Genomic DNA, 20,883 nt, shown 5'->3' on the forward strand with positions numbered 1-20,883 from the left:
TCCTCTCTGTGGTGATATGACGGATCGTGGTTATGACGCCGCGCCGAACGCGGCGTTCATGAGCCGGCCCGCGCTTCGGCCGGCTTGACCGTGGATTCGATCAGGCGGGCCCCGAAGGCCTGCTCGAGCTTCTGTACGTTGGGGTCGCGCTTGAGCGCGGCCACCGCCTCGGCGTGGCGTTCGGCGGCCAGGCGCTCGGCCTGCAGGCGGGGCGTCTCGACCTGCTCGGGCAGCACCCCTTCCTCGACCACCAGGCGCCGCACCACGCCGTGCTCGGCCAGAGCCTGCTGCGTGCGCTCGATATGGATGTCGGCCCGCATGGCGGAGAGCGCCGGGTCGAGGCGCAGCCGGAGCACCTGGCCGTCATCGTGCTCCACCACGCAGTTTGCCACCAGATTGCGCGTCAGGCCGCCCAGCCCCAGGGACTCGAAGCAGGCCAGCCAGTCGGCGTGGCCGAACAGGCCGGCCATGGCCGGTGCCGGCTCGGCGCGCGGGGGCTCTGGCTGGGGCTGGGGCTCGGACTGAGACTCGACCGCAGCCGGCTCGGCGGGGGGCTCCTGCGCCGGTTCGGGCGCCGGTTCGGGCGCCACGGCCTCCCGAGGCGGCTCGGGGGCGGGACTCGACGCTTGCTCGGCGGCGTAGGCAGCGGGCGCAGGGGCGGCCTCCTCCCAGGGCGGGGGCTCCGGGGTCGGCGGCGCGCCTGCCGGTGCCGACACGGCCGGCGCCACCGGGGGCGGAGGCGCCGGTTCCGGCGGCGTTGCGGCAGCGGGCGCTTCACGCGGTTCTTCGGGTCGAGCGCTCGCCTGGGCAGGAGCGGCCGGCGGCGGCGAAGGTGGCGTGAGCGTGCCGGCACCCGGGCCCGCGGCTCCGCTGCCGCCCTCCCCCGCGCCGCGCAGCGGCAGCGGCGTCTTCGCCGGCGCCGGCACCCCCTGGGGGCGGAAGGCCAGCATGCGCAGCAGGGTCATCTCCAGCGCGGTGCGCAGATCCGGGGCGTGCTCCATGTCGCCCCGCCCCTGGATGCCGATCTGGTAGTAGAGCTGCACGTCCTCGGCGGTGAAGCGTGCGGCAAGGGCCAGCAGCGCCTCGCGGTCGCCATGGGCGTTGTCCAGGGCGTCGGGCACCATCTGGGCGATGGCCAGGCGATGCAGCACCGCGGTGAGCTCATCGAGCACGGCGGCGAAATCGGGGGCGCGCTCGGCCAGCGCCGCCACCTCGGCCAGTACCCTGGCGGCATCCACCTCGGCCAGGGCCTCGACCAGCGCCAGCACGTGGCGCTGATCGAGGGTGCCGAGCATGGCCGCGACGTCGGCATGCTGCACCCGCCCCTGGCCGAAGGCGATGGCCTGGTCGGTGAGGCTCATGGCATCGCGCATGGAGCCCTCGGCGGCGCGGCCCAGGAGCCACAGGGCGCTCTCCTCGAAGGGCACCGACTCGGCCTCGAGCACCTTGGCCAGGTGGCCAACGATGCGCTCGGGGGGCATGTGCTTGAGGGTGAACTGCAGGCAACGCGACAGCACCGTGGCGGGCAGCTTCTGCGGGTCGGTGGTGGCCAGCAGGAACTTCACGTGGGGCGGCGGCTCTTCCAGGGTCTTGAGCAGCGCATTGAAGCTGCTGGTGGAGAGCATGTGCACCTCGTCGATGAGGTAGACCTTGTAGCGCCCCTGGGTCGGTGCGTACTGCACGTTGTCGAGCAGCTCGCGGGTGTCCTCGACCTTGGTGCGCGAGGCGGCGTCCACCTCGATCAGGTCGACGAAGCGCCCCTCATCGATGGCCACGCAGCTGGCGCACTCGCCGCAGGGGGTCGAGGTGATGCCCTCATCACCGTGCCCCCTGGCCGTGCAGTTGAGACACTTGGCCAGGATCCTCGCCAGGGTGGTCTTGCCGACCCCACGGGTGCCGGTGAACAGGTAGGCGTGATGCAGCCGCCCCTGGTCGAGGGCGTTGACCAGCGCACGCTGCACGTGCTCCTGGCCCACCAGTTCGTGGAAGGTACGCGGCCGCCACTTGCGGGCCAGAACCTGATAGCTCATGCAGCGCGGAATCCTTGCGGTGGTCGGATGTCGGCGAGATGCCGGCGCCCGGAACATTGATCGGCGCCCGAAGCCCGACAGGATCGTCCATTCTAGCGACTGGGGCCGGCCGCGGAAAGCAAGGCGACCCGTGCGCCCCGGGAAGCGGGCTGCGGCCTCTGCGCCGGCCTCCGGCTGTGGTAGGCTCGGCCGGAATGACACCCAAGCGCGCTTCGAACAGGGATGAGACCATGAGCCGACAGCCTTCCGCACCGCCCCCGGTGGAGATTTCCTTCGAGCAGGTCGCCGCCGCCGCCGAGAACCTCGAGGGGCGCGGGGCGGAACCCACCCTGCAGCGGGTCTGCGAACACCTGGGCGCCGGCTCACCCAACCGCATCCAGCGCCACCTGACCGCCTGGCGCGCCGCCCGCCCGGCGCCGACGCCCCCCGCTGCCCGGCTGCCGGAGGCATTGATCGCGGCGCTGGAGGAGGAGCTCGCCCGCCACGCCGGCGACGCCCTCTCCCGGGGCGAGCAGCTGGCCGAGGAGGCCCGCAGCGATGCCGCCACCCTGGCCGAGCTTGGCGAGGCCATGGAACGCCGCCTGGCCGAGATGGAAACACGACTGGCCAGCGCCGAGAGTGCCGCGGAGCAGGCGCTCTCCCGCCGCGACGAGCTCCAGGCGGCGCTCGAGGAGCTGCGCGAGAACCTGGAGGTCGAACAGCGCGAGGCCCGCACCCATCGCGAGGGGCTGGTGCAGACCCAGCAGCAGGTGGAGATGCTGCGCGAACAGCTCGAGGAGGCCGTCCAGGCAAGGCTCGCCGCCGAGCGCCAGGCCCGGGACACGGAGGCCGAACGCATCAAGGCGGAGCGCAGCCAGGCCGTGGCCGAGGCCCAGCGCGACAGCGCCCTGGCCCAGGTTCGCGAGAAGACCGAACAGCTCGCCGATCTCGCCAAGGAGCTGCAGGCCGAGCGCGGCCGCCAGCGCCAGGAGGTCGCCGAGATGCGAAATGAACAGAAGCAGCGCCTGGATGCCCTGGAGCGGGCCCGACACGAGGCCCAGAAACAGGCCCAGGAGGCGGCCCAGCGAGCTTCCAAGGCCGAGATCCGCGCCGAGGCACTGCAGGCCACCCAGGCCGCCCTCAAGTCACGCATGGATGCCATGCAGGTACAGCAGCGTCAGCGCAGCCTGCGCCCCCAGGGCGAGCGAGAACGGGACTAGCCCAGCGAGAACCCGCTCAGCACCTTGGCGACATTGACGCCGATCTCCTCCACCGCATAGCCGCCCTCCAGCAGGAACACCGTCGGCAGTCCGAGACCGGCCAGCCGACGTCCGACCTCGAGGAAGTCATCGCTTTCCAGGCGGAAGGCGCTGATCGGGTCGCCGGCGAAGGTATCCACCCCCAGCGAGACCACCAGGAGCTCGCAATCCCCCTCGCGGATCCAGCCCAGGGCCTCGTCCAGCGCCGCCACCCAGCGCGTCAAGGTCGTGCCGGGCGGCAGGGGCAGGTTGAGGTTGCAGCCCTCCCCGGCCCCTTCCCCGCGCTCGTCGGCGTAGCCCAGGAAGTAGGGAAAGGTCACCGCCGGGTCGCCGTGGATCGAGGCCACCAGCACATCGTCCCGGGCGTAGAAGATCTGCTGGGTACCGTTGCCGTGGTGGAAGTCCACGTCGAGCACCGCCACTCGCCGGCGGCCGGCATCCAGCGCCCGCTGGGCGGCGATGGCGGCATTGTTGAAGAAGCAGTAGCCGCCGAACTGGTCGCTGGCGGCGTGGTGGCCCGGCGGGCGGCACAGCCCGAAGGCCGGCCTGCCGGTTTCCAGCACGTGATCCACCGCCGAGACCGCGACATCCTTGCTGGCCATGGCGGCCTCGAAGGTGCCGGCGCAGATCGAAGTCTCGCAGGCCAGGGCGTAGTAGCCCAGCCGGCCGGCCACGCTGTCGGGGATCCGGTCGCCACGCAGGGTGCGCGCCGGCCAGATGTTGGGAATCGCCTCGCCCGCATGACCCGCCGCCTGCCACTCCGTCCAGCAGTGCTCCAGGAAGGCGACATAGTCGCGATCATGCACCGCCAGCACCGGCGCCAGGCCATGGTCGTGCGGCGCGCACACCTCGCCGAGGCCCCGCGCCTCGAGCCCCGCCAGCACCAGGTCGACCCGATCGGGGCATTCGAAGGGGGTCACCAGGGCGCCGTCGTGGAGCTCGGTCTGCGCCCGGCGCACCTTGGTGGTCTCGGAGTGATAGAGTCGCATGGGATCCTCCCGGAAACAGGGGTCAATGCCGCCGCCCAGGCGCGACGATGCCGCGCCCGGGTGGGACGCCTATAGTATCCGGAAAGCGCACTGCAGAAGGAAGGCAGAACAGGCGGGACAGGCCAGAAATGGAGAGACAGGCCAGAAATGGAGGCGGCCCCGACAGCCACATCCCGGCACACGCGACCACCACTACCGTTGCTCCCTTCCGGGCCTGGCGGGGTTTGCGGCTTAGCGTTGCGGGAGGACCGACGGGGCCACCACAGCGCGACGTCATGCTGTTTCAACGTCGATGACTCGGCGCCTGGAGCGTTGGCAATCAACGCCTTGCCGAGTGCGGGCGCACTATACCAATGCCGGGGCCTGCCGGCAAGGGGCGCGCTCCCGGCAGACCGGGATGAACCTCGCCTAGCGTTGCTGTATCGTGGAAAGCACTTTCACCCCGGGGCGACGGCAGCACTGTCCGCCCGGGGACATCCACCGCCACATCTGGAGGCACCCCATGAAAAAGGATCCGAACAAGGGCTATATCGCCCTGCTGGGCTGGAGCCTGAACGCCATCGAAGCCGCCGAGAACTTCGACCGACGCTACGTGGTGGTTGCCCCCGAATGGGCGGAGGAGTATTGCCAGAAGCACGACATCCCCTATGTGCCCTGGAACTTCGAACGCCTCAATGACCGCTCACTGGAGATCGCCCACACCCTCCAGGAGATGAAGGTCGACGTCGCTATTCCGCTGTTCGAGGAGACCGTGGAGTGGGCCGGCGCCATCAACTCGGTGCTGCTCGACAACCCGCGGCTCTATGGCCAGTCGCTGCTGCTGCGCGACAAGGCCCTGATGAAGCGCCGCGCCCAGCTCGGCGGTATCCGCGTGGGCATCTTCGAGGAGGCCCACGACAAGGAGGACGTCGTGCGTTTCCTCAAGCGGGTCAACCAGACCCTGCTCAAGCTCGACGGCGACCCCAACGACCCGATCCACCTCAAGGCCTTCGACAAGGCCGGCTGCCTGGGCCACCGGGTCATCCGCACCCCGGACGAGGTCGATACCATCCCCGACGAGGAGTTCCCGGTGCTGATGGAGTCGCACCTGGACGGCTGGGAGTTCGCCGTGGAGGCGTGGATCCACGACGGCAAGATCGCCTTCCTCAACATCTCCGAGTACGTGACCCTGGGCTACTCGGTGTTCGTGCCCGCCTCCCCGGAGCTCGAGCACTATCGCCCCCAGATCACCGCCCAGATCGAGAAGCTGATCAAGGCCTTCGACATCGAGTTCGGCCTGATCCACCCCGAGTATTTCGTCACCAGCGACGGCGAGATGTACTTCGGCGAGGTCGCCTATCGTCCGCCGGGCTTCAAGGTGTTCGAGCTGCTCGAGCGGGTCTATGGCTTCAACGCCTACCAGGCCTCCATGCTGGTGTTCGACCCGAAGAGCACCCCGGAGGAGATCGCCGCCTTCTTCCCGAAGGAGGTAGTGGACGCCGACGGCTATGCGGGCTGCTTCGGGGTCTATCCTCGCCGCCGCGTGGTCAGCAAGCTGGAGATTCCCGAGGAGGTCGAGGACGACCCCTACTTCGAGTCCCACGAGCTCACCCCGCCCGTCGAGGAGACCGTCACCAAGCGCACCGCCTTCGGGACCCACTGGGGCCTGATCTACTTCAAGGGCGATGAGGCGGCGCGCATGAAGGAACTGCTCAAGCATATGGAAGAGCTTGATTTCTATGTCTAATGCAGGCGTCATGGACATGACAGCCTGACGACAAGGAGTCGGCGTGACCACGCACCGACAGACGCAAGACACGAGCGCAGCTCCCGAGGCCAACGACCGGCTCGCTGGCCTCTGCGAGAAACTGGACGAGGCGATCGGCCTGCTGGCCGCTGCCCGGGAGTTCGCCAAGCCCGGCAAGCTGCCGCGGGTGATGGATACCGCACGACGGGTGCTGCTTCAGGAGGGCGGTGCCGCCGCCCTCGAGGCCCGCGCCCCGGCCCTCGAGGAGGCCGGGGTCTTCCTCGGCTCCGACTGGGCCACCCCCCAGTACCTGGTCCCCTCGCTGACCACCCATGCGCTCAAGAGCCCCGATCCCAACATGGTGGTGATCGAGGCGCTCAGCGAACTGCGCCTGCTGGCCGTGGCCAAGGGCGATTATCTTCACGCTCAGATCTCCGCCGAGCAGGCCCACCACTACCTGACCCAGGTGATGGCGATCAATCTCTGGCTGCTGTTCGGTGCCCCCAGCGAGGCCGAGCGCGAGACCCAGGGGCGGCTGGCCGCCATTCCCCGCCACCTGTTCCGGCACCTGGCCGAACGCATCGGCTACGAGCACATCATCGACCGGCTGATCGACGAGATCTGGCGCATCCTGCAGCAGCGCCCGATCCAGGTGGAGCCGGTCAAGGCGATGATCACCCAGATCGCCATCTGCCAGGCCAACCCGGAGATCGAGCTGGGCGCCAGCGGCCAGGGCGCCGACCGCCTGGTCAGCTCGCTCTACGGCCCCACCCGGGCCTGCCGGGAGGATCCGGGCCTCGAGGTCTACCGGGAGCGGCTGTCCAGCATGGACAGCGCCGCCCTGCAGGGTGAGGCCACCGGCTTCGCCCGGGCGATGCACGACACCGGCCTGGTCTCCCCCTACCACCCGGTGCTGCTGCGCCATCTGATCGACCACGGCGACCACCTGCTGGCCGAGGCGCTGGGGCTCTCCGCCACCGGCCGCGACTGCCTGTTCTGCTACCGGGAGCTGGTCTCGGCGCTGATCCGTGGCGGGGTCCATCCGACCACCCCCCAGGCGGTCTACGGCCTGGCGCTGATGCTCGAGCGCGGCATCCTCTATCAGCCCCCGGTGGCCCCGGCCATGTGGCGCCAGCTGGGCCTGACGCTCTCGGAGTGGTCCCAGGCGCGCTTGAACCTCGCCTTCGGCGACGCAGTCTCGCCGCGGGCGCGGCTGCTCGAGGGGGTGCTCTGCATGCTCGGCCAGCCGCTGGGCGTGGGTCAAGGCAACAACCCCACCTGCCAGTCGGCCCGGGCGCTCTCCATGTGGGCCTACAACGACCCGGACTACCTGCTGCAGATGGTGGCCTGGGCGGCCCGCGACGACGAGATCATCATGCACTTCGAGGGCCAGCCGATCTCCTCGATGGAGAGCAGCGGCGGCGTCGCCCAGGCCCTGCCCATGGACCTCGACCCGGTGTCGCTGATCGTGGTGCCCCACCTGGATCGCATCTATGCCGAGATGGGGCGGCGCTGCATCGGCCGCGAGGGGGACCCCCACCGCTGGGTCAACCCGGAGTTCCATGGCTGGTGGTCCGGGCGCGGCTTTCGCATCAACGTCGACGTGGCCAGCGGCCAGCTTCACGAGCTGGAGACCTTCCTGCGCCACTTCTATGCCAGCTACCACCCCTACTACAACGGCAACCAGCCGCTGATCCATCCCCAGCCGGCGGGCATCGCGGTCACCGACAGCGCGGCGCGCTTCATCGGCTGGCATGCCATCACCGTGCTGCGGGTCAACCTCGACCCCTCGGAGGTGATGCGGGTCTACTTCTACAACCCCAACAACGACAGCGGCCAGGACTGGGGCGACGGCGTCCGGGTCAGCACCGCCGGCTGTGGTGAGCGCGCGGGGGAGGCCTCGCTGCCCTTCGAGCAGTTCGCCTCGCGCCTCTACATCTTCCACTACGACCCGCTGGAGCGCGGCGAGCTGGCCGAGATCACCCAGGCGGAGCTCGACCGGGTGATCGGCGCCATCCACCGCAGCTGGGGCGCCGACCGGGTTCCCCCGACCGACCTGCAGGCCGACGCGGGGCCCGCCGGCACGCCTTGATGCCGGCCAGGACTTCCGCGGCGAGCTCTGCCAGAATGGAGAGCTGAGAGCCACCGGCTCGCCCCCAGGCGACACAGGGAGATGCGCATGGACTTCAAGCTGCTAATGGTCTTCGTCGACCAGGACAAGACCGATATCGTGCTGGACGCCGCCCGCGAGGCCGGCGCCACCGGCGCTACCATCATCAACAACGCTCAAGGCCAGGGCCTCAGGCCCCACCTGACCTTCTTCGGGCTGGAGTTCATGGCCGCCCGCAGCGTAATCCTGATCCTGGTGGAGGCGCGCCGTTCCAGCCAGGTGCTGCAGGCCGTGAGTAATGCCGGCGGGCTGGACGAGAGCCTCGACACCGGTATCGCCCTGGAGCTCGAGGTGAGCCAGGCACTGGGGCTCAGCGAGCACATCAAGGCGCTAAGCCGCGAGCACCCGCTGACAGACTAGGCTCTGTCCGAAAACTGGCTGCGCTCGACCATACGGCGTTAAGAATCAGCTCAAAGTACTCATTTACACCCCGTAAACTCCGTCTTTTCGCTGATTTTTGCCTTGTCTGTCCTTCGCTCACCGACTTTTCAGAGAAAGCCTAGTCCTCGGTGGTGGCGCGCCCGGCCCCCGTCAGCCGGCGCTCCACCCTTTCGAGGTTGTCCTGGGTGCCGAGCAGCACCAGTACATCGTCGGCCTGGACCTCGGTGCTCGCCGCGGGATAGCGCTGGCGATGCTCGCCGCGCACCAGCGCCGTCACCGATACCTGATCGCCCTCCGTATTCAGCTGCGCCAGGCGCTGACCGATGACCGGGCTCCCCCCCGCTCAGCACCACCGAATGCAGCCGTTCCTGCTCGCCTGCCGGGCGCGGGTCCTGGATATTGTCCAGGCTGCCGCGGAAGAGCTCGCGCAGCATCTGGTAGTGACCGGCACGCTGCTCCTGGAGGTGGCGGGTTACCCGATACAGCGGCACCCCCCAGCGCCTGGAGCGCGTGGGAGGTCAGGATCATGCTCGCTTCCAGGGTCTCCGGGATGACCTCGCTGGCCCCCGCGGCAACCAGTTCGGCCACCGAGCCCTCGTCACGGGTGCGCACCACGGCGGGAATGCCGGTCCTCAACTGAGAGGCATGGCGAAGGGTCTTGAGCGCGGCGGGGCGATCGTCGTGGCTGATGATCAGCAGTCGGGCCCTCTCCAGCCCCACGTTCTCCAGCATGGCGGCATCCGATGAGTCGCCGACATAGACCGGCTGGCCGGCCAGCCGCGCCTCGCGAACGATCGAGGGGTCCATGTCCAGGGCCACGTAGTTCACCCCTTCACTCTCCAGGAAACGCGCCACCGTCTGCCCGGTGCGGCCGAACCCGCAGATCACCACGTGCCCCTGCTCGTCGAGCTCGCGAGGCGCCGGCAGCGACTCATCCGGTCGCCGCGCCGGACGCCCGAACAGCCAGCTTGCCAGGGGCTGGTTGAAGCGGATCAGGAAGGGGGCCAGGATGATCGAGAAGAGCACCGAGGTGAGCACGACCTGGGCCGGCTGGCTGGCGATTACCCCGCCCTCCAGGCCGATGGCCAGCAGGGCGAAGCCGAACTCGCCACCCACCGCCAGCAGCAGGCCGGTACGAAACGCCGTCTGCAGATCCACGCCGGAGAGGCGCACAATCAGGGTGACCAGGAGCAGCTTGATACCCAGCAGCGCCACGGCGCCGAGCAGCGCCTCCCACCAGATCTCGGGCAGCAGCGCCGGCTCCACCAGCATGCCGATGCTGACGAAGAAGAGCCCCAGCAGCACGTCCCGGAAGGGGCGAATGGTCGACTCCACCTGGTGGCGGAATTCGGTGTCGGCCAGCACCATGCCGGCCAGGAAGGCCCCGAAGGCCATGGAGAGCCCCAGGGTCTTGGTGGTCCAGGCCGCCACCAGGGAGACGAAGAGCACCGTCAGGGTGAAGAGCTCCGCGGAGCGCCGCTCCGCCACCAGCTGAAAGAGCGGGCGCAGCAGCAGGCGCCCGGAGATCAGCACGATCACGAAGGCGAGCAGCGCCTTGGCCAGCGCCAGCCCCAGCGCCCCGGCCACCTCCTGGGCCGCCGCCACTCCCAGCACCGGAATCACCACCACGAAGGGCACCGCGGTGATGTCCTGAAACACCGACATGGTGGTGCCGAGCCGCCCGTGGCGAGTCTGGCTCTCGCCCTGCTCCATCAGCTGCTTGGTGATGACGGTGGTAGAGGACTGGGCAAACACCGCCCCCACCACGAAGGCCGCCGGACCGGGCAGCCCCATGGCCCAGGCCAGGCCGCCCACCACTGCCGTGGTCAGGGCCACCTGGGCCGTGCCCAAGCCGAGGATGGTGTGGCGCAGCGCATAGATCTGGGGCATCGAGAAGCTGAGCCCGATGGTGAAGAGCAGAAAGACGATGCCGAACTCGGCGATCACCCGGATATTCTCGTCGGCCACCACCGGCCCGGCGGTATGGGAGCCCAGCAGCACCCCCACCAGCAGGTAGCCCAGGCTCGGGGGAATCCTGAAGCGCTGGAAGACCAGCACCACGGCCACCGTGGCCCCCAAGAGCAGCAGCATCTGTACCAGCGCCTGTTCCAACATCACCGTTATCCCTGGTCGTCCGAGGAGCGCGCGGCATCCCTCAAGGTCATGCCCGTAAAGGGTTCTCTCGCCCGATATCCTAACAGGTCGAGGCGCTGCACGAGGCGATTCCCGGCGCTATACTGCTCGCCCGTGCGACGCCCCCCTGCTTTCCCAATCCCGTCCCCGACCCGGTAACCGCCATGCAGCGCCTCGACCAGCTACTCGTCACCCAGGGCCTGGCCCGCTCCCGCACCCGCGCCCAGCGGCTGATCCGCCACGGGCATGTCGCCCTGACCGATAGCGGCCGGGTGCTCACCAAGCCCGGCGAGAAGCTGCCGGACGATACCCGGCTGACGGTGGCGGAGGACCCCGAGGAGCGCTATGTCTCCCGGGCGGGGCTGAAGCTCGAGGGGTTGATCGAGGCGCTGGGCCTTGAGCTCACCGGGAAGCTGGTGCTCGACGTGGGACAGTCCACCGGCGGCTTCACCGACTGCGCCCTGGCCCACGGGGCCCGCCACGTGATCGGCGTGGAGGTGGGCCACGGCCAGCTCGACCCGAGCCTGCGCGAGGATCCGCGGGTCACCTGCCTGGAGGGACTCAACGCCCGGGCCATGGCCCGCGAGCCCCGCCTGCGGGAGGCCCTGGCCGCCCAGGGCGCCGCGGGGCCGGATCTCGCGGTGATGGACGTCTCCTTTATCTCCCAGCGCCTGATCCTACCCGAGATCGCCGCCCTGCTGGCGCCGGGGGCCGAGCTCGCCAGCCTGGTCAAGCCGCAGTTCGAGGTGGGCCCCGGCAGCGTCAACGCCCGGGGGCTGGTCACCGACCCCGCCCGCTACCGCGAGGTGGAGGCGAAGATCCGTGCCTGCTGCGCCGAGCACGGGCTCGCGGTGCGCCACTGGCAGGAGAGCCCGCTGCTGGGCGGCGACGGCAACCGCGAATTCCTGCTCCACGCCGTGCGCGAGGCGTAGCCCGCCGCCGCCGGTATCGCCCGCTCAGCGGCCGCTATCGCCGTCACCGACGTCGATCTCACCCGGGTCGCCGTGGCTGCCCGGCGGCGGATGCTGGCGCAGCCTGTCCTCGCCATCCGTCTCCACGACCTTGCGGGTCTCGCCCGGACGCTTGAGCCAGACCTCCAGCTGGTTGAAGGCGATATTGATGTCGTGCTCGGCGAACAGCTCCCCCACCCGGCAGTTGAGCTCGTCGGTGGCGAAGAGGCGATCCCCCAGGGCGTTGACGAAGACCTGCAGCTCGAACTCCAGGGTGCTCTCCCCGTAGGCCATGAAGAAGACCTGGGGCTCGGGGTCGGCCAGCACGCGAGGATTCTCATGGGCGGCCTGGTAGAGCAGCCGATGCACCAGGGCCTGATCGGAGCCGTAGGCGACCCGGTAGTTGAGCACCACCCGGGTGACCGTGTCGGAGAGCGACCAGTTGGTCAGCTGGTCGGTGATGAAGGTCTGGTTGGGGATGATGATCTCCTTGCGGTCGAAGTCGGTCACCGTAGTGGCGCGGATACGGATCTTGCTCACCGTGCCGGTCAGGGCGCCCAGGGTGATGGTGTCGCCGATGCGCACCGGCCGCTCGAAGAGGATGATCAGCCCCGAGACGAAGTTGGCGAAGATCGCCTGGAGGCCGAAGCCGAGCCCCACGCCCAGGGCCGCCACCAGCCACTGCAGCTGGCTCCAGGCCACCCCCAGGGTGGCCAGGGCCGTCACCAGGCCGCTGCCGACGATGGTGTAGGAGAGCAGCGAGGTGATGGCGTAGGCGCTGCCCTGCTTGAGCTCCAGCCGCGACAGCACCATCACCTCCAGCAGGCCGGGCAGGTTGCGCGCCATGATCAGCGTGAAGCCGAAGATCAGCAGCGCCGTGAAGATATCGGCCACCGACAGCGTGCTGGTCACCAGCTCGCTGCCCACATCGCCCTCGGCCTTCCAGATCGACACCCGTTCCAGGTAGCTGAGCACGGCGAGCAGATCGGCCCACACCAGGTAGAGTAGCAGCACGAAGCCCACCATCAGGATCAGCTTGGAGAGGCGCAGGGACTGCTGGTTGATCTGCTCCATGTCCAGGGGGGGCTCCTCGACCACCTCGAGCCCCCCCTCGGCGCCCTCCTTGACCTCGGCCCGGCGCCGGGCCAGGGCGCGCTTGAAGGCCAGGCGGCGAGCGGCCACGGCCAGGCCCCGCACCACGCTGGCCTCCACCAGGATCCAGAGGCCGAGCAAGTAGAGGGTGGCGGCGAAGCGACCCACCAGGCTCAGGGCGGTGTACTCGTAGCCCGCCGCGATGAGCCCCAGCAGCACCAGCGGCACCGCCGCCATGGCCAGCCCCAGTACCAGCCGGAAGAGCTTGACCCCGAAGAAGGGGGTATGGGCCAGGATCAGCCTCGCCAGCACCACGCTCATGCCCAGCAGGCCGGCCACCAGCAGCCCCAGCGCCACCGGCCGGTGGGTCAGCCCCAGCTCGGCGTCCCGGGCCAGGGTGGCGATCAACACCACCGGCACCAGGGCCAGGCCCAGCCAGCCCAGCAGCCAGCGCAAGCGGGCCACGTACTCCGCCGGCCAGTAGAAGTGCTTGGTGGCCACGCCGTCCCGCACCAGCAGGCGGCGCCCCCAGGCGACCCCCCCCCCAGGCCAGGGCCAGATGCAGGACCGCCAGCCCCAGGCCGTGGGCGATGCCGTCACTCTCGGCCAGCAGGGCGGCGCCCAGGGCCGCCAGGCCGAGCGGGCCGGGCAGGGCCAGCAGCGCATTGAGCAGCACCGCCCTGGGCGTGTGCAGCTGGGTATCGCTGCGCAGGCGGCCGATCTGCTCGTGGATCCGTGCCAGGTGCGCTCTGATGCGCCGCCGCCCCCAGAGCAGGCCGGCGGCGAGCAGCAGCAGCGGCAGCCCGGCCAGGGCCGCCATGGAGGGTGCACGCCACCCTCCCGGCAGGATCTCCCGCCACTCCCCCTCCTGCCACTCCAGCACCAGGTTGGCCGGCAGCTGGCGGGCCCAGCCGAGGTCCAGCGGACGGGTATTGGCGACCCAGAAGAGCTGCTCGTCGATGGTGCCGCGCAGCTCCCGGGAGGTCTCGAGCAGCTGCTGCTGGTTGAGCTGTAGCTCCACGGCGGCGCTGAGCAGGCTGCCATAGGTCTGCTCCAGGCGGTCCACCAGCTCGCGGCGGGACTGGTAGAGCCGCTGCAGCGACTCCACCAGGGCCTCGCTGACCTCCACACCGGCCTCCTCCAGGCGCTGGCTGGCCAGCCGCTCCCCCTGGCGCAGGGCGTCGCGCTGGCGCACCAGGTCGAACTGGCGCAGGCGCAGGTCGGCGATCTCGTCCTGGAGGTCCCGGCGCGGCGCCACCTGGGGCAGCGAGCGGCGCTGCTCGCGCAGGATGCGCGACAGCAGGATGGAGCCGCGGATCGCCTCGATCTGCTCGTTGAGGCTGCGCTGCAGCTGGCGCACATGGTCGAGCTGGCTGCGCACCGCCAGGCTCTCGCGCACCAGGGCGTTGTTACGGTCGTTGGCGCGCAGCAGCTCCAGGCTGAGGTCGCGGTTGACCTGCTGGGCGCGCTCCAGCACCGGGTGCCCCGCCTCCAGCAGGGGGTCGTCCCGGGCGGCGTCGGCGATGGCCTGCTCCGAGGCCAGGCGCCGCTTGCGGTCGATGACGTCCTGCAGCAGCGAGAGCTCTGCCTCCTGGCGCACCTGCTGCTGGTTGAGCAGGTCGCGGCGCTGCTGGTCGAGCTCGCGCAGCCGAGTGTTGGTGCTCAGCTCGCGCTGATGGAAGAGCAGGGTCACTTCCGCCAGGCGCCGCTCCGCCTGGCTCTGGAGGCGTCGGGCGTCATCGCCGGGGAGGCCTCGCGCCTCGAGCTCATCCTGGCTGCGCCGGGCACGCTCCACCGCCTGCATCGCCTCGGAGATCGCCTGCTGGGCACGCTCGGGGAGTGTCTGGGCGGCCAGCAGCTGGGCATTGACCTCGGCGAGGCGGTCCTGCAGCCGCTGCAGTTCGATCACCGCCTCCTGCTGGCGCTGCTCGAGCTCGTCCAGCGCCAGGTCGTCCAGCTCCGCTGCGGAGAGTTCCAGCGCGGCCTCCTCCTCGGCGGCAAGCTCGCGCTCCAGACGCAGCAGCTCGGCAGGCGCCTGCTCCACCCGCGCCTCCAGGGCCTCCAGGCGCTCCTCCAGCGCCTGCAGCGCTTCCAGGGAGGCGAGGGTCTCTTCCAGCGCCTCGAGCTCCCGCCGCTGGGCGGCGCCGGGGCTCTCCCCCTCCGCCGGCGTCACGGCCTCGAGACGCGCCTCCACCTCGTCGCGCTGCGGCAGATCGGCCTGGGCCCTGGCCGGCTGCAGCGCGACCAGCAGCAGGGCCACGAGCGCCAGCACAAGCCAACCCCACCGGCCCGCAATACCCCTCTTCACGGGGCTTGCGCCCGCACCTCTCTCCACAGGCCACCTCATTGCCGGACGTATCTGCCAGGTTCGATTCTCTGCCCCTGGGGCAAGCATGGCAATCCTGTGGAACCAAGGTCGTGCGCTGTTGACTTGACCGCCGGGCGTGGTAGAACGGCGGTCTGAATCTCTCTTCTCCCGGATCGCCCCATGACCTCGCTGACCCGCTCTGCCACCTTCGCCGGCGCCACCCTGGCCCTGCTGCTGCATGCCGGCGCGCTGCAGGCGGCCGACGCCCCGGGAACGGCGCCCAGGCCCGCCAGTGCCGCCGAGCGCGTCGCCCTGGAAGCGCGCATCCAGGCGCTCAACGAGGAGCTCGAGGCGCTGCAGAGTACGCTGGCCGAGCTGCCCGCCGACGAGGAGGTAGAGCCGATCGCCCCGGACCTGCAGGCCGCCCTGGAGGCCACCGAGCGCCGTCAGCTCGAGCTCGAGTCGAGCCGCAACCCCTTTGCCATCACCACCTATCGGCGCAACTACCTCTTTCCGGCCAGCTACACGGCCAGCCCCAACAAGGAGGCGTTCCGCGAGATCTCCGACATCAACGGACCCAACGACGTGGAGGTGAAGTTCCAGTTCAGCGCCAAGGTCAACCTGGCCGAAGGGCTGTTCGGCGATACCGGTGATCTCTACTTCGCCTACACCCAGCGCAGCTGGTGGCAGGCCTACAACACCGACTCCTCCTCGCCCTTCCGGGAGACCAACTACGAGCCGGAAGTCTTCATGAACTTCGACAACGCCTGGCGGGCCCTGGGCTGGACCAACGTGCGCAACCGCCTGGCGCTGAACCATCTCTCCAACGGCCGCTCCGACCCGCTCTCGCGCAGCTGGAACCGGGTCTACGTGGAGAGCATCTTCCAACGCGGTGACTGGGCCTTCAGCCTGGCCCCCCACTGGCGCATCCCGGAGTCCAAGAGCGAGGACGACAACCCCGACATCGAGCGCTACATGGGCTACGGCGACGTCACCCTGGCCCGACGCCTGGGCGACAGCGAGCTCAGCCTGCTGTGGCGCGGCAACCCCAGCGCCGGCAACATGGGCACCCAGGTCGACTACTCCTGGCCGCTGTTCAACGGCAACATCCGCGGCCATGTGCAGTACTACTACGGCTACGGCGAGAGCATGATCGACTACGATCACCGCAATCATCGCCTCAGCCTGGGCTTCAGCCTCAATCCGTTGTTCAGCGGCGGCAGCATGACCCGCTGACCCTGACCGTACCCCTGACTCGGGACAAGCCGCCGGCGGCGTGACGGCCGGCCCCGTGGCAAGCAGGCCCCTGGCTGCTATGCTGGGGCTGTCATTCACCGTCAGAGGAAGACCCGATGGCAAACCGTGCCCCCCATACCCACGAGACCACCCAGCAGCTCAAGGAGGACCTGCACCACCTCACCCAGACCATCGAGGAGCTGGTCAGCGCCACCGCCGATGACTCCCGCAGCAACATCAAGGAGCTGCGCGACCGCGCCGAGCGACGGCTCAAGGAGACCCGCGACCGCCTCGAGAACCGCGGCGAGCGCCTCTACGGCGAGGCCCGCGACTCCATGGAGCATCAGGTCGATGCCTGCGATCGCTACGTGCACGAGAACCCCTGGACCAGCATCGGCATCGGCGCCGCCGTGGGCGTGGTGGTCGGCATGCTGATCGGGCGTCGCTGATGCCGGAAAGCCAGGGACCGGCACAGCGACTGTTCACCGCCGCCCGGCGCCTGCTGGGCAGCCTGCTGGCCACCGGCGAGACGCGCCTGCGTCTCGCCGTCCTCGAGCTGGAGGAAGAGCGGGTGCGGCTGGTGGGCCTGCTGCTGATCGTGGGGCTCAGCCTCATCCTGCTGATGCTCGGCATCGGGGTGCTGACCACCCTGGTGATCGTGGCCTTCTGGGACAGCTACCGACTCACCGCCATCGCCGCAAGCGCGCTGGTGCTGCTGGGCGGCGGCGCGCTCCTCGCCCTGCGCGCCCTGCAGCTGGCCAGGCGGCGCACCCTGCTGGTCAGCACCCTGAAGCATCTGGCCACAGACCGCGACCTGGTGGAGCGGGAGCGCCGGGAGGGACGCCATGAGCGCTGATTCCCGCAGCCGCCTGCCGGCCCGCCGCGACGTGACCGAGCCCAGCCGCGCCGCGCCCTCCCGCACCGAGCGCAAGGCGCAGCTGGAGGCGAGGATCGAGCAGCAGCGTATCGACATCCTGGTCGAGGCCAGCCGCTACCGCGAGGCGAGCCGCCCGATCGACGAGGGGTGGCAGGCGCTGATGCGCTTCAAGGCGCCGCTCTATGCCCTGGGCGGCGTGCTGCTGCTGAAGAGTGCTCGACACCCCAACTCCCTGCTGCGGGTCGCCAAGCGGCTGGCCGCCGGCGCCCTGCTGCTGCGCCGGGCCCGCCGCCTGCTGCGCTGACCCTTCCCCGATACGAGGACCCCCATGGCCATCGCCATTACCCTGCACGTGATCGCCGCCGTCCTCTGGGTGGGCGGCATGTTCTTCGCCTGGATGATCCTGCGCCCGGTCGCCGCCGGCCAGCTGGAGCCGCCGGCCCGCCTGACCCTGTGGCGCGGCGTCTTCGACCGCTTCTTCCCCTGGGTATGGGCCTCGGTGGCGGTGCTGCTGGTCAGCGGGCTGTGGATGCTGTTCGCGGTGTTCGGCGGCATGGCCGGCGCGCGCTGGCACATCCACCTGATGCTGCTGCTGGGCCTTGGGATGATGGCCATCTACCTGCACGTCTGGTTTGCCCCCTACCGTCGGCTCTGCCGCGCGGTGGAGGCCGCCGACTGGCCCGAGGGGGGTCGCCAGCTCGGCCAGATCCGGCGGCTGATCGGCATCAACCTGATCCTCGGCCTGCTGACGGTCGCCATCGCCTCCGGCGGCCGCTATCTCTGACCGTCAGCGCACCGGCTTCTGAGCCCGGTGGCCGTGATGGCTGCCGGGCACCCACTTCATGCAGTGCGCACCGCGGGCCAGGCGCTTCTCGAGGAAGCGCCGGGTACGCGCCTGCCCCTCGCTCACGTCATTGGCCCACACCGCCAGGGTGGCCAGGAAGAGTCCGGTCAGCGCCAGCTCCTCGACCTGGGCGCGACGGGTCCCGTAGGGGGCCGGCAGGCGCGACGCCTCGCGCCACCACTGCACGGTGCGCGACAGATCGAAGAGCATCGGCACCCAGGTGTGCAGGTGGGGAAGATGGGCCTTGGTGTGCAGCATCTCGACGGTGACGCGGCGATGGGCCGCCAGGGCGTCACACCAGGCCAGCAGGCGGTGCGCCAGGCGCTGGGCCTCGGGCCAGTGGTCGAAGCCGTCGGGGGTGTCGGCGAGCATCGCCTCCAGGCCGCGCTGGAACCAGGCGTTGGCCACCGCGTCCAGGTCGCGGAACTCCGCCAGCACGGCGGCCATGGGCACCTCCAGGCGCGCGGCGACCTCGGTGAGCCTGACCGCCTCCCAGCCGTGCCGCTCGGCCTCACCCAGGGCCGCGTCGACGACTCGGTCGCGCAGCGACGTCTCATCGGCGCCGGGCTCGTGATGAACGGCAATCAGGGTCATGGGGCACCTCCGGGGCAGGCTGAGGATTCGTGCACGGGCACTCTGCCAGCAGGATAGACCCTGGACGCGCGACGCCGCGACTGTCACGAAACCGTCACCTGACGAGCCGGCCTAAGCTGGTAAGGTACGGCGTCGCCGCCGGGCGACGCCTTGACGGCGCCATGAGGTGCGGCAAGAGGTCGTCACCAGGGAAGAAGGGAGGCACGCCATGCGCATGCTGGCGCTCTACAGCATCAAGGGCGGGGTCGGCAAGACGGCCTCCGCGGTGAACCTGGCGGCGGAGGCCGCCGCCGCCGGCTGGCGCGTGCTGCTCTGGGATCTCGATCCCCAGGCCGCCACCACCTTCTACCTGCGCGCCAAGCCCAAGATTCGCGGCGGCGTGGCCCGCCTGGTCAAGGGCCAGGCCGCCTTCGACAAGGTGATTCGTGCCACCGAGATCGAGCGCCTCGACCTGCTCCCCGCCGCCCTGGCCTCCCGGGAGCTGGACCAGCTACTGGCCACCCAGCGCGACAATCAGCTGCGCCGCATCCTCAAGCCGGTCCGCGACGACTACGACCTGGTGCTGCTGGACTGCCCGCCCAGCCTCTCGACCCTCTCCGAGAGCGTCTTTGCCAGCGTGGACGCCCTGCTGGTGCCCATCGTGCCCACGGTGCTCTCGGTGCGCACCCTGGAGCAGCTGCGCGACTTCCTCGACGAACGCGACATCCCCTGCCAGGTGTGGCCCTTCGTGACCCTCGCCGATCGCCGCCGCACCCTGCACCGCGAGACCATCGCCGCGCTGCCGGAGCGCTGGCCGCTGCGCCTCTCCACCACCATACCCGGCGCCAGCGTGGTGGAGCGCATGGGCCTGGAGCGTGCCCCGCTGCGCCAGTTTGCCCCCGCTACCCCCGCGGCACATGCCTACCGGGCGCTGTGGGAGGAGATCGCCCAGCGCCTGGCCTAGCCCTCCTGGACCTGCCGGCCGACGCCACCCTCAGAGGGCGCTGCCGCAGGCCACCCCGCTGGCCCAGGCCCACTGGAAGTTATGCCCGCCCAGCTCGCCGGTCACATCGAGCACCTCGCCGATGAAGCGCAGCTGGGGCAGCCCCTCCACCGCGAAGGTCTTCGACGACACCGAGCGGGTGTCGACGCCGCCCAGGGTCACCTCGGCGGTGCGCCATCCCTCGGTGCCGGCGGGCTTGAGTCGCCAGTCGCCGAGCTGGGCCGCCCAGGCGGCAAGCTCGGCGTTGCTGCGCTCCGCCAGCACGCCGTCGCCGCCGTGCCACTCGACCAGCGCCTGGGCCAGGCGCCGGGGGAGCCGCTCGGCCAGCCAGCTGGAGAGCTGGCGCCGGGGCGTCTCCCGTCGCGCGGCGCAGAGCGCCTCAAAGGCCTCCACCCCGGGCAGCAGGTCGATGGCCAGCTCGTCGCCGGGCTCCCAGTAGCTCGAGATCTGCAGCATCGCCGGCCCCGAGAGGCCACGATGGGTGAAGAGCATGGGCTCGCGGTAGTGACCGCGGGGCTCGCCGGCCCGCAGGGAGCGCACGGCCACCTCGCCGGCGACCCCGGCCAGGGCCTCGGCCCGCGCCTTCCACTGCGAGGTCAGGGTGAAGGGTACCAGCGCCGGGCGAGTCTCGGTGACGGCCAGCCCGAACTGGCGGGCGAGATCGAAGCCGAAGCCGCTGGCCCCCATGGTGGGAATGGAGAGCCCGCCGGTGGCCACCACCAGGGCCCCGCAGTCGATGGTCCCTGCCGAGGTCACCAGCCGCATGCCCTCGCCGTGGCGTTCGACGCGCTCCACCGAGGTCTTGAGACGCAGCTCCACCCCGGCCCACTCGCACTCGGTGAGCAGCACCCGCACGATCTCCTTGGCGGAGTCGGCGCAGAACAGCTGGCCCGGCGCCTTCTCCACGTACTCCACGCCGTGACGCTCCACCAGCTCGACGAAGTGCTCCGGGCGGTAGCGCTTCAGCGCCGAGATGCAGTAGTGCGGGTTGGCGGAGAAGAAGTTGGCCGGCGTGGAGTTCAGGTTGGTGAAATTGCAGCGCCCGCCACCGGACATCAGGATCTTGCTGCCGGCCCGTTTGGCGTGGTCGATGACCAGCACCCGCCGCCCGGCATAGCCCGCCGTCAGTGCGCACATCAGGCCGGCGGCACCCGCACCGATAATCACCGCGTCATAGGTCATGGTCACTCTCGGCCACCTCTCAAGGGACGCGCATTCTAGCAGCCCGGCGGCGTCCTGTTGATCGACGCTACCGAGGCTGGCCATGGCATGCCCATGGCGACAGGCCCGCGTTGACCGGCCCGGGTAGACAGCCATGAATAATATGTACAAT

The 20,883-nt window shown here is 70.1% G+C and carries 17 protein-coding genes, 1 other RNA gene and 1 pseudogene; 11 read left to right on the forward strand and 8 right to left on the reverse strand.

The genetic code is table 11. The features are described 5' to 3' along the window. Positions 1-56: 56 nt before the first annotated feature. The gene (gene dnaX / locus HIR79_RS13310; RefSeq protein WP_169958730.1) at positions 57-2,030 is read right to left on the reverse strand and encodes a DNA polymerase III subunit gamma/tau; all 1,974 of its coding nucleotides are present in this window, start codon (positions 2,028-2,030) and stop codon (positions 57-59) included. A gap of 230 nt (positions 2,031-2,260) precedes the next feature. Between dnaX and HIR79_RS13315 the strand changes: the two genes are divergently transcribed. Further along, on the forward strand, positions 2,261-3,229 hold the full coding sequence (locus HIR79_RS13315; RefSeq protein WP_169958731.1) for a DNA-binding protein: 969 nt from the start codon (positions 2,261-2,263) through the stop codon (positions 3,227-3,229). Here the strand turns inward: HIR79_RS13315 and HIR79_RS13320 are convergent. Then, a complete protein-coding gene (locus tag HIR79_RS13320; RefSeq protein WP_169958732.1) occupies positions 3,226-4,257 on the reverse strand; it encodes a histone deacetylase family protein in 1,032 nt (343 codons plus the stop codon). The two genes, HIR79_RS13315 and HIR79_RS13320, sit on opposite strands and share 4 nt — an antisense overlap. 157 nt (positions 4,258-4,414) lie before the next feature. After that, positions 4,415-4,511: signal recognition particle sRNA small type (ffs, locus tag HIR79_RS13325), an RNA gene on the reverse strand. A 248-nt stretch (positions 4,512-4,759) separates the two neighbouring features. On the opposite strand from ffs, the gene HIR79_RS13330 reads away from it, so the two are divergent. The 3 genes from HIR79_RS13330 to HIR79_RS13340 all read left to right on the forward strand — a co-directional run bounded on the left by HIR79_RS13330 (position 4,760) and on the right by HIR79_RS13340 (position 8,513). Further along, on the forward strand, positions 4,760-5,983 hold the full coding sequence (locus HIR79_RS13330; protein ID WP_169958733.1) for an ATP-grasp domain-containing protein: 1,224 nt from the start codon (positions 4,760-4,762) through the stop codon (positions 5,981-5,983). A 43-nt stretch (positions 5,984-6,026) separates the two neighbouring features. Then, a complete protein-coding gene (locus tag HIR79_RS13335; RefSeq protein WP_169958734.1) occupies positions 6,027-8,075 on the forward strand; it encodes a transporter permease in 2,049 nt (682 codons plus the stop codon). An 87-nt stretch (positions 8,076-8,162) separates the two neighbouring features. Then, the gene (locus HIR79_RS13340) at positions 8,163-8,513 is read left to right on the forward strand and encodes a P-II family nitrogen regulator (RefSeq protein ID WP_169958735.1); all 351 of its coding nucleotides are present in this window, start codon (positions 8,163-8,165) and stop codon (positions 8,511-8,513) included. Between the two features lie 139 nt (positions 8,514-8,652). Here the strand turns inward: HIR79_RS13340 and HIR79_RS18420 are convergent, their stop codons facing one another. After that, positions 8,653-8,811, reverse strand: coding sequence for a TrkA C-terminal domain-containing protein (locus tag HIR79_RS18420; protein WP_249322154.1), 159 nt, complete (start codon positions 8,809-8,811; stop codon positions 8,653-8,655). A gap of 23 nt (positions 8,812-8,834) precedes the next feature. Next, positions 8,835-10,649: a cation:proton antiporter gene (locus HIR79_RS13345; RefSeq protein WP_211620806.1), complete on the reverse strand. Its 1,815-nt coding sequence runs from the start codon at positions 10,647-10,649 to the stop codon at positions 8,835-8,837. Between the two features lie 182 nt (positions 10,650-10,831). Between HIR79_RS13345 and HIR79_RS13350 the strand changes: the two genes are divergently transcribed. Further along, positions 10,832-11,599, forward strand: a complete 768-nt coding sequence (locus tag HIR79_RS13350; RefSeq protein WP_169958736.1) for a TlyA family RNA methyltransferase — start codon at positions 10,832-10,834, stop codon at positions 11,597-11,599. Between the two features lie 24 nt (positions 11,600-11,623). Here the strand turns inward: HIR79_RS13350 and mscK are convergent. After that, positions 11,624-15,056 (reverse strand): annotated as a pseudogene (gene mscK, locus HIR79_RS13355) (mechanosensitive channel MscK). A gap of 141 nt (positions 15,057-15,197) precedes the next feature. Between mscK and HIR79_RS13360 the strand changes: the two are divergent. From HIR79_RS13360 to HIR79_RS13380, 5 genes are all read left to right on the forward strand, one after another. Next, a complete protein-coding gene (locus HIR79_RS13360; RefSeq protein ID WP_119020527.1) occupies positions 15,198-16,253 on the forward strand; it encodes a phospholipase A in 1,056 nt (351 codons plus the stop codon). Positions 16,254-16,369: 116 nt separating this feature from the next. Further along, positions 16,370-16,702 carry an ElaB/YgaM/YqjD family protein gene (locus HIR79_RS13365; protein ID WP_119020528.1) on the forward strand — a complete coding sequence of 111 codons (333 nt, stop codon included), beginning with the start codon at positions 16,370-16,372 and terminating at the stop codon, positions 16,700-16,702. Next, positions 16,702-17,109, forward strand: a complete 408-nt coding sequence (locus HIR79_RS13370; RefSeq protein WP_169958737.1) for a phage holin family protein — start codon at positions 16,702-16,704, stop codon at positions 17,107-17,109. The genes HIR79_RS13365 and HIR79_RS13370 overlap by 1 nt, the downstream gene beginning before the upstream one ends. Then, positions 17,099-17,434: a YqjK-like family protein gene (locus HIR79_RS13375; RefSeq protein ID WP_169958738.1), complete on the forward strand. Its 336-nt coding sequence runs from the start codon at positions 17,099-17,101 to the stop codon at positions 17,432-17,434. Before HIR79_RS13370 ends, HIR79_RS13375 begins: the two co-directional genes overlap by 11 nt. Positions 17,435-17,458: 24 nt before the next feature. Further along, positions 17,459-17,914 (forward strand): DUF4149 domain-containing protein, encoded by a 456-nt coding sequence (locus tag HIR79_RS13380; protein WP_119020531.1) that lies wholly within the window; start codon positions 17,459-17,461, stop codon positions 17,912-17,914. Positions 17,915-17,917: 3 nt separating this feature from the next. On the opposite strand, the gene HIR79_RS13385 is transcribed toward HIR79_RS13380, so the two are convergent. Further along, positions 17,918-18,568, reverse strand: a complete 651-nt coding sequence (locus HIR79_RS13385) for a TetR/AcrR family transcriptional regulator (RefSeq protein WP_169958739.1) — start codon at positions 18,566-18,568, stop codon at positions 17,918-17,920. Positions 18,569-18,776: 208 nt separating this feature from the next. Here HIR79_RS13385 and HIR79_RS13390 point away from each other — a divergent pair, with 208 nt between their 5' ends. Then, the gene (locus HIR79_RS13390; RefSeq protein WP_169958740.1) at positions 18,777-19,511 is read left to right on the forward strand and encodes a ParA family protein; all 735 of its coding nucleotides are present in this window, start codon (positions 18,777-18,779) and stop codon (positions 19,509-19,511) included. A gap of 30 nt (positions 19,512-19,541) precedes the next feature. Here HIR79_RS13390 and HIR79_RS13395 read toward each other — a convergent pair whose 3' ends face one another. Beyond that, complete coding sequence (locus HIR79_RS13395; RefSeq protein WP_119020534.1) at positions 19,542-20,732, reverse strand: BaiN/RdsA family NAD(P)/FAD-dependent oxidoreductase; 1,191 nt, start codon at positions 20,730-20,732, stop codon at positions 19,542-19,544. Between the last annotated feature and the right edge of the window lie 151 nt (positions 20,733-20,883).

The organism is Halomonas sp. PGE1, from assembly GCF_013000985.1.
In the GTDB taxonomy this organism is placed as follows: Bacteria; Pseudomonadota; Gammaproteobacteria; order Pseudomonadales; family Halomonadaceae; genus Halomonas; species Halomonas alkalicola.

Excerpts from the sequence above, each read along its gene's own strand:
- dnaX (WP_169958730.1), bottom strand. The coding sequence starts at position 2,030 with ATGAGCTATCAGGTTCTGGCCCGCAAGTGGCGGCCGCGTACCTTCCAC.
- HIR79_RS13315 (WP_169958731.1), top strand. The coding sequence starts at position 2,261 with ATGAGCCGACAGCCTTCCGCACCGCCCCCGGTGGAGATTTCCTTCGAG.
- HIR79_RS13320 (WP_169958732.1), bottom strand. The coding sequence starts at position 4,257 with ATGCGACTCTATCACTCCGAGACCACCAAGGTGCGCCGGGCGCAGACC.
- HIR79_RS13330 (WP_169958733.1), top strand. The coding sequence starts at position 4,760 with ATGAAAAAGGATCCGAACAAGGGCTATATCGCCCTGCTGGGCTGGAGC.
- HIR79_RS13340 (WP_169958735.1), top strand. The coding sequence starts at position 8,163 with ATGGACTTCAAGCTGCTAATGGTCTTCGTCGACCAGGACAAGACCGAT.
- HIR79_RS13345 (WP_211620806.1), bottom strand. The coding sequence starts at position 10,649 with ATGTTGGAACAGGCGCTGGTACAGATGCTGCTGCTCTTGGGGGCCACG.
- HIR79_RS13350 (WP_169958736.1), top strand. The coding sequence starts at position 10,832 with ATGCAGCGCCTCGACCAGCTACTCGTCACCCAGGGCCTGGCCCGCTCC.
- HIR79_RS13360 (WP_119020527.1), top strand. The coding sequence starts at position 15,198 with ATGACCTCGCTGACCCGCTCTGCCACCTTCGCCGGCGCCACCCTGGCC.
- HIR79_RS13365 (WP_119020528.1), top strand. The coding sequence starts at position 16,370 with ATGGCAAACCGTGCCCCCCATACCCACGAGACCACCCAGCAGCTCAAG.
- HIR79_RS13370 (WP_169958737.1), top strand. The coding sequence starts at position 16,702 with ATGCCGGAAAGCCAGGGACCGGCACAGCGACTGTTCACCGCCGCCCGG.
- HIR79_RS13375 (WP_169958738.1), top strand. The coding sequence starts at position 17,099 with ATGAGCGCTGATTCCCGCAGCCGCCTGCCGGCCCGCCGCGACGTGACC.
- HIR79_RS13380 (WP_119020531.1), top strand. The coding sequence starts at position 17,459 with ATGGCCATCGCCATTACCCTGCACGTGATCGCCGCCGTCCTCTGGGTG.
- HIR79_RS13385 (WP_169958739.1), bottom strand. The coding sequence starts at position 18,568 with ATGACCCTGATTGCCGTTCATCACGAGCCCGGCGCCGATGAGACGTCG.
- HIR79_RS13390 (WP_169958740.1), top strand. The coding sequence starts at position 18,777 with ATGCGCATGCTGGCGCTCTACAGCATCAAGGGCGGGGTCGGCAAGACG.
- HIR79_RS13395 (WP_119020534.1), bottom strand. The coding sequence starts at position 20,732 with ATGACCTATGACGCGGTGATTATCGGTGCGGGTGCCGCCGGCCTGATG.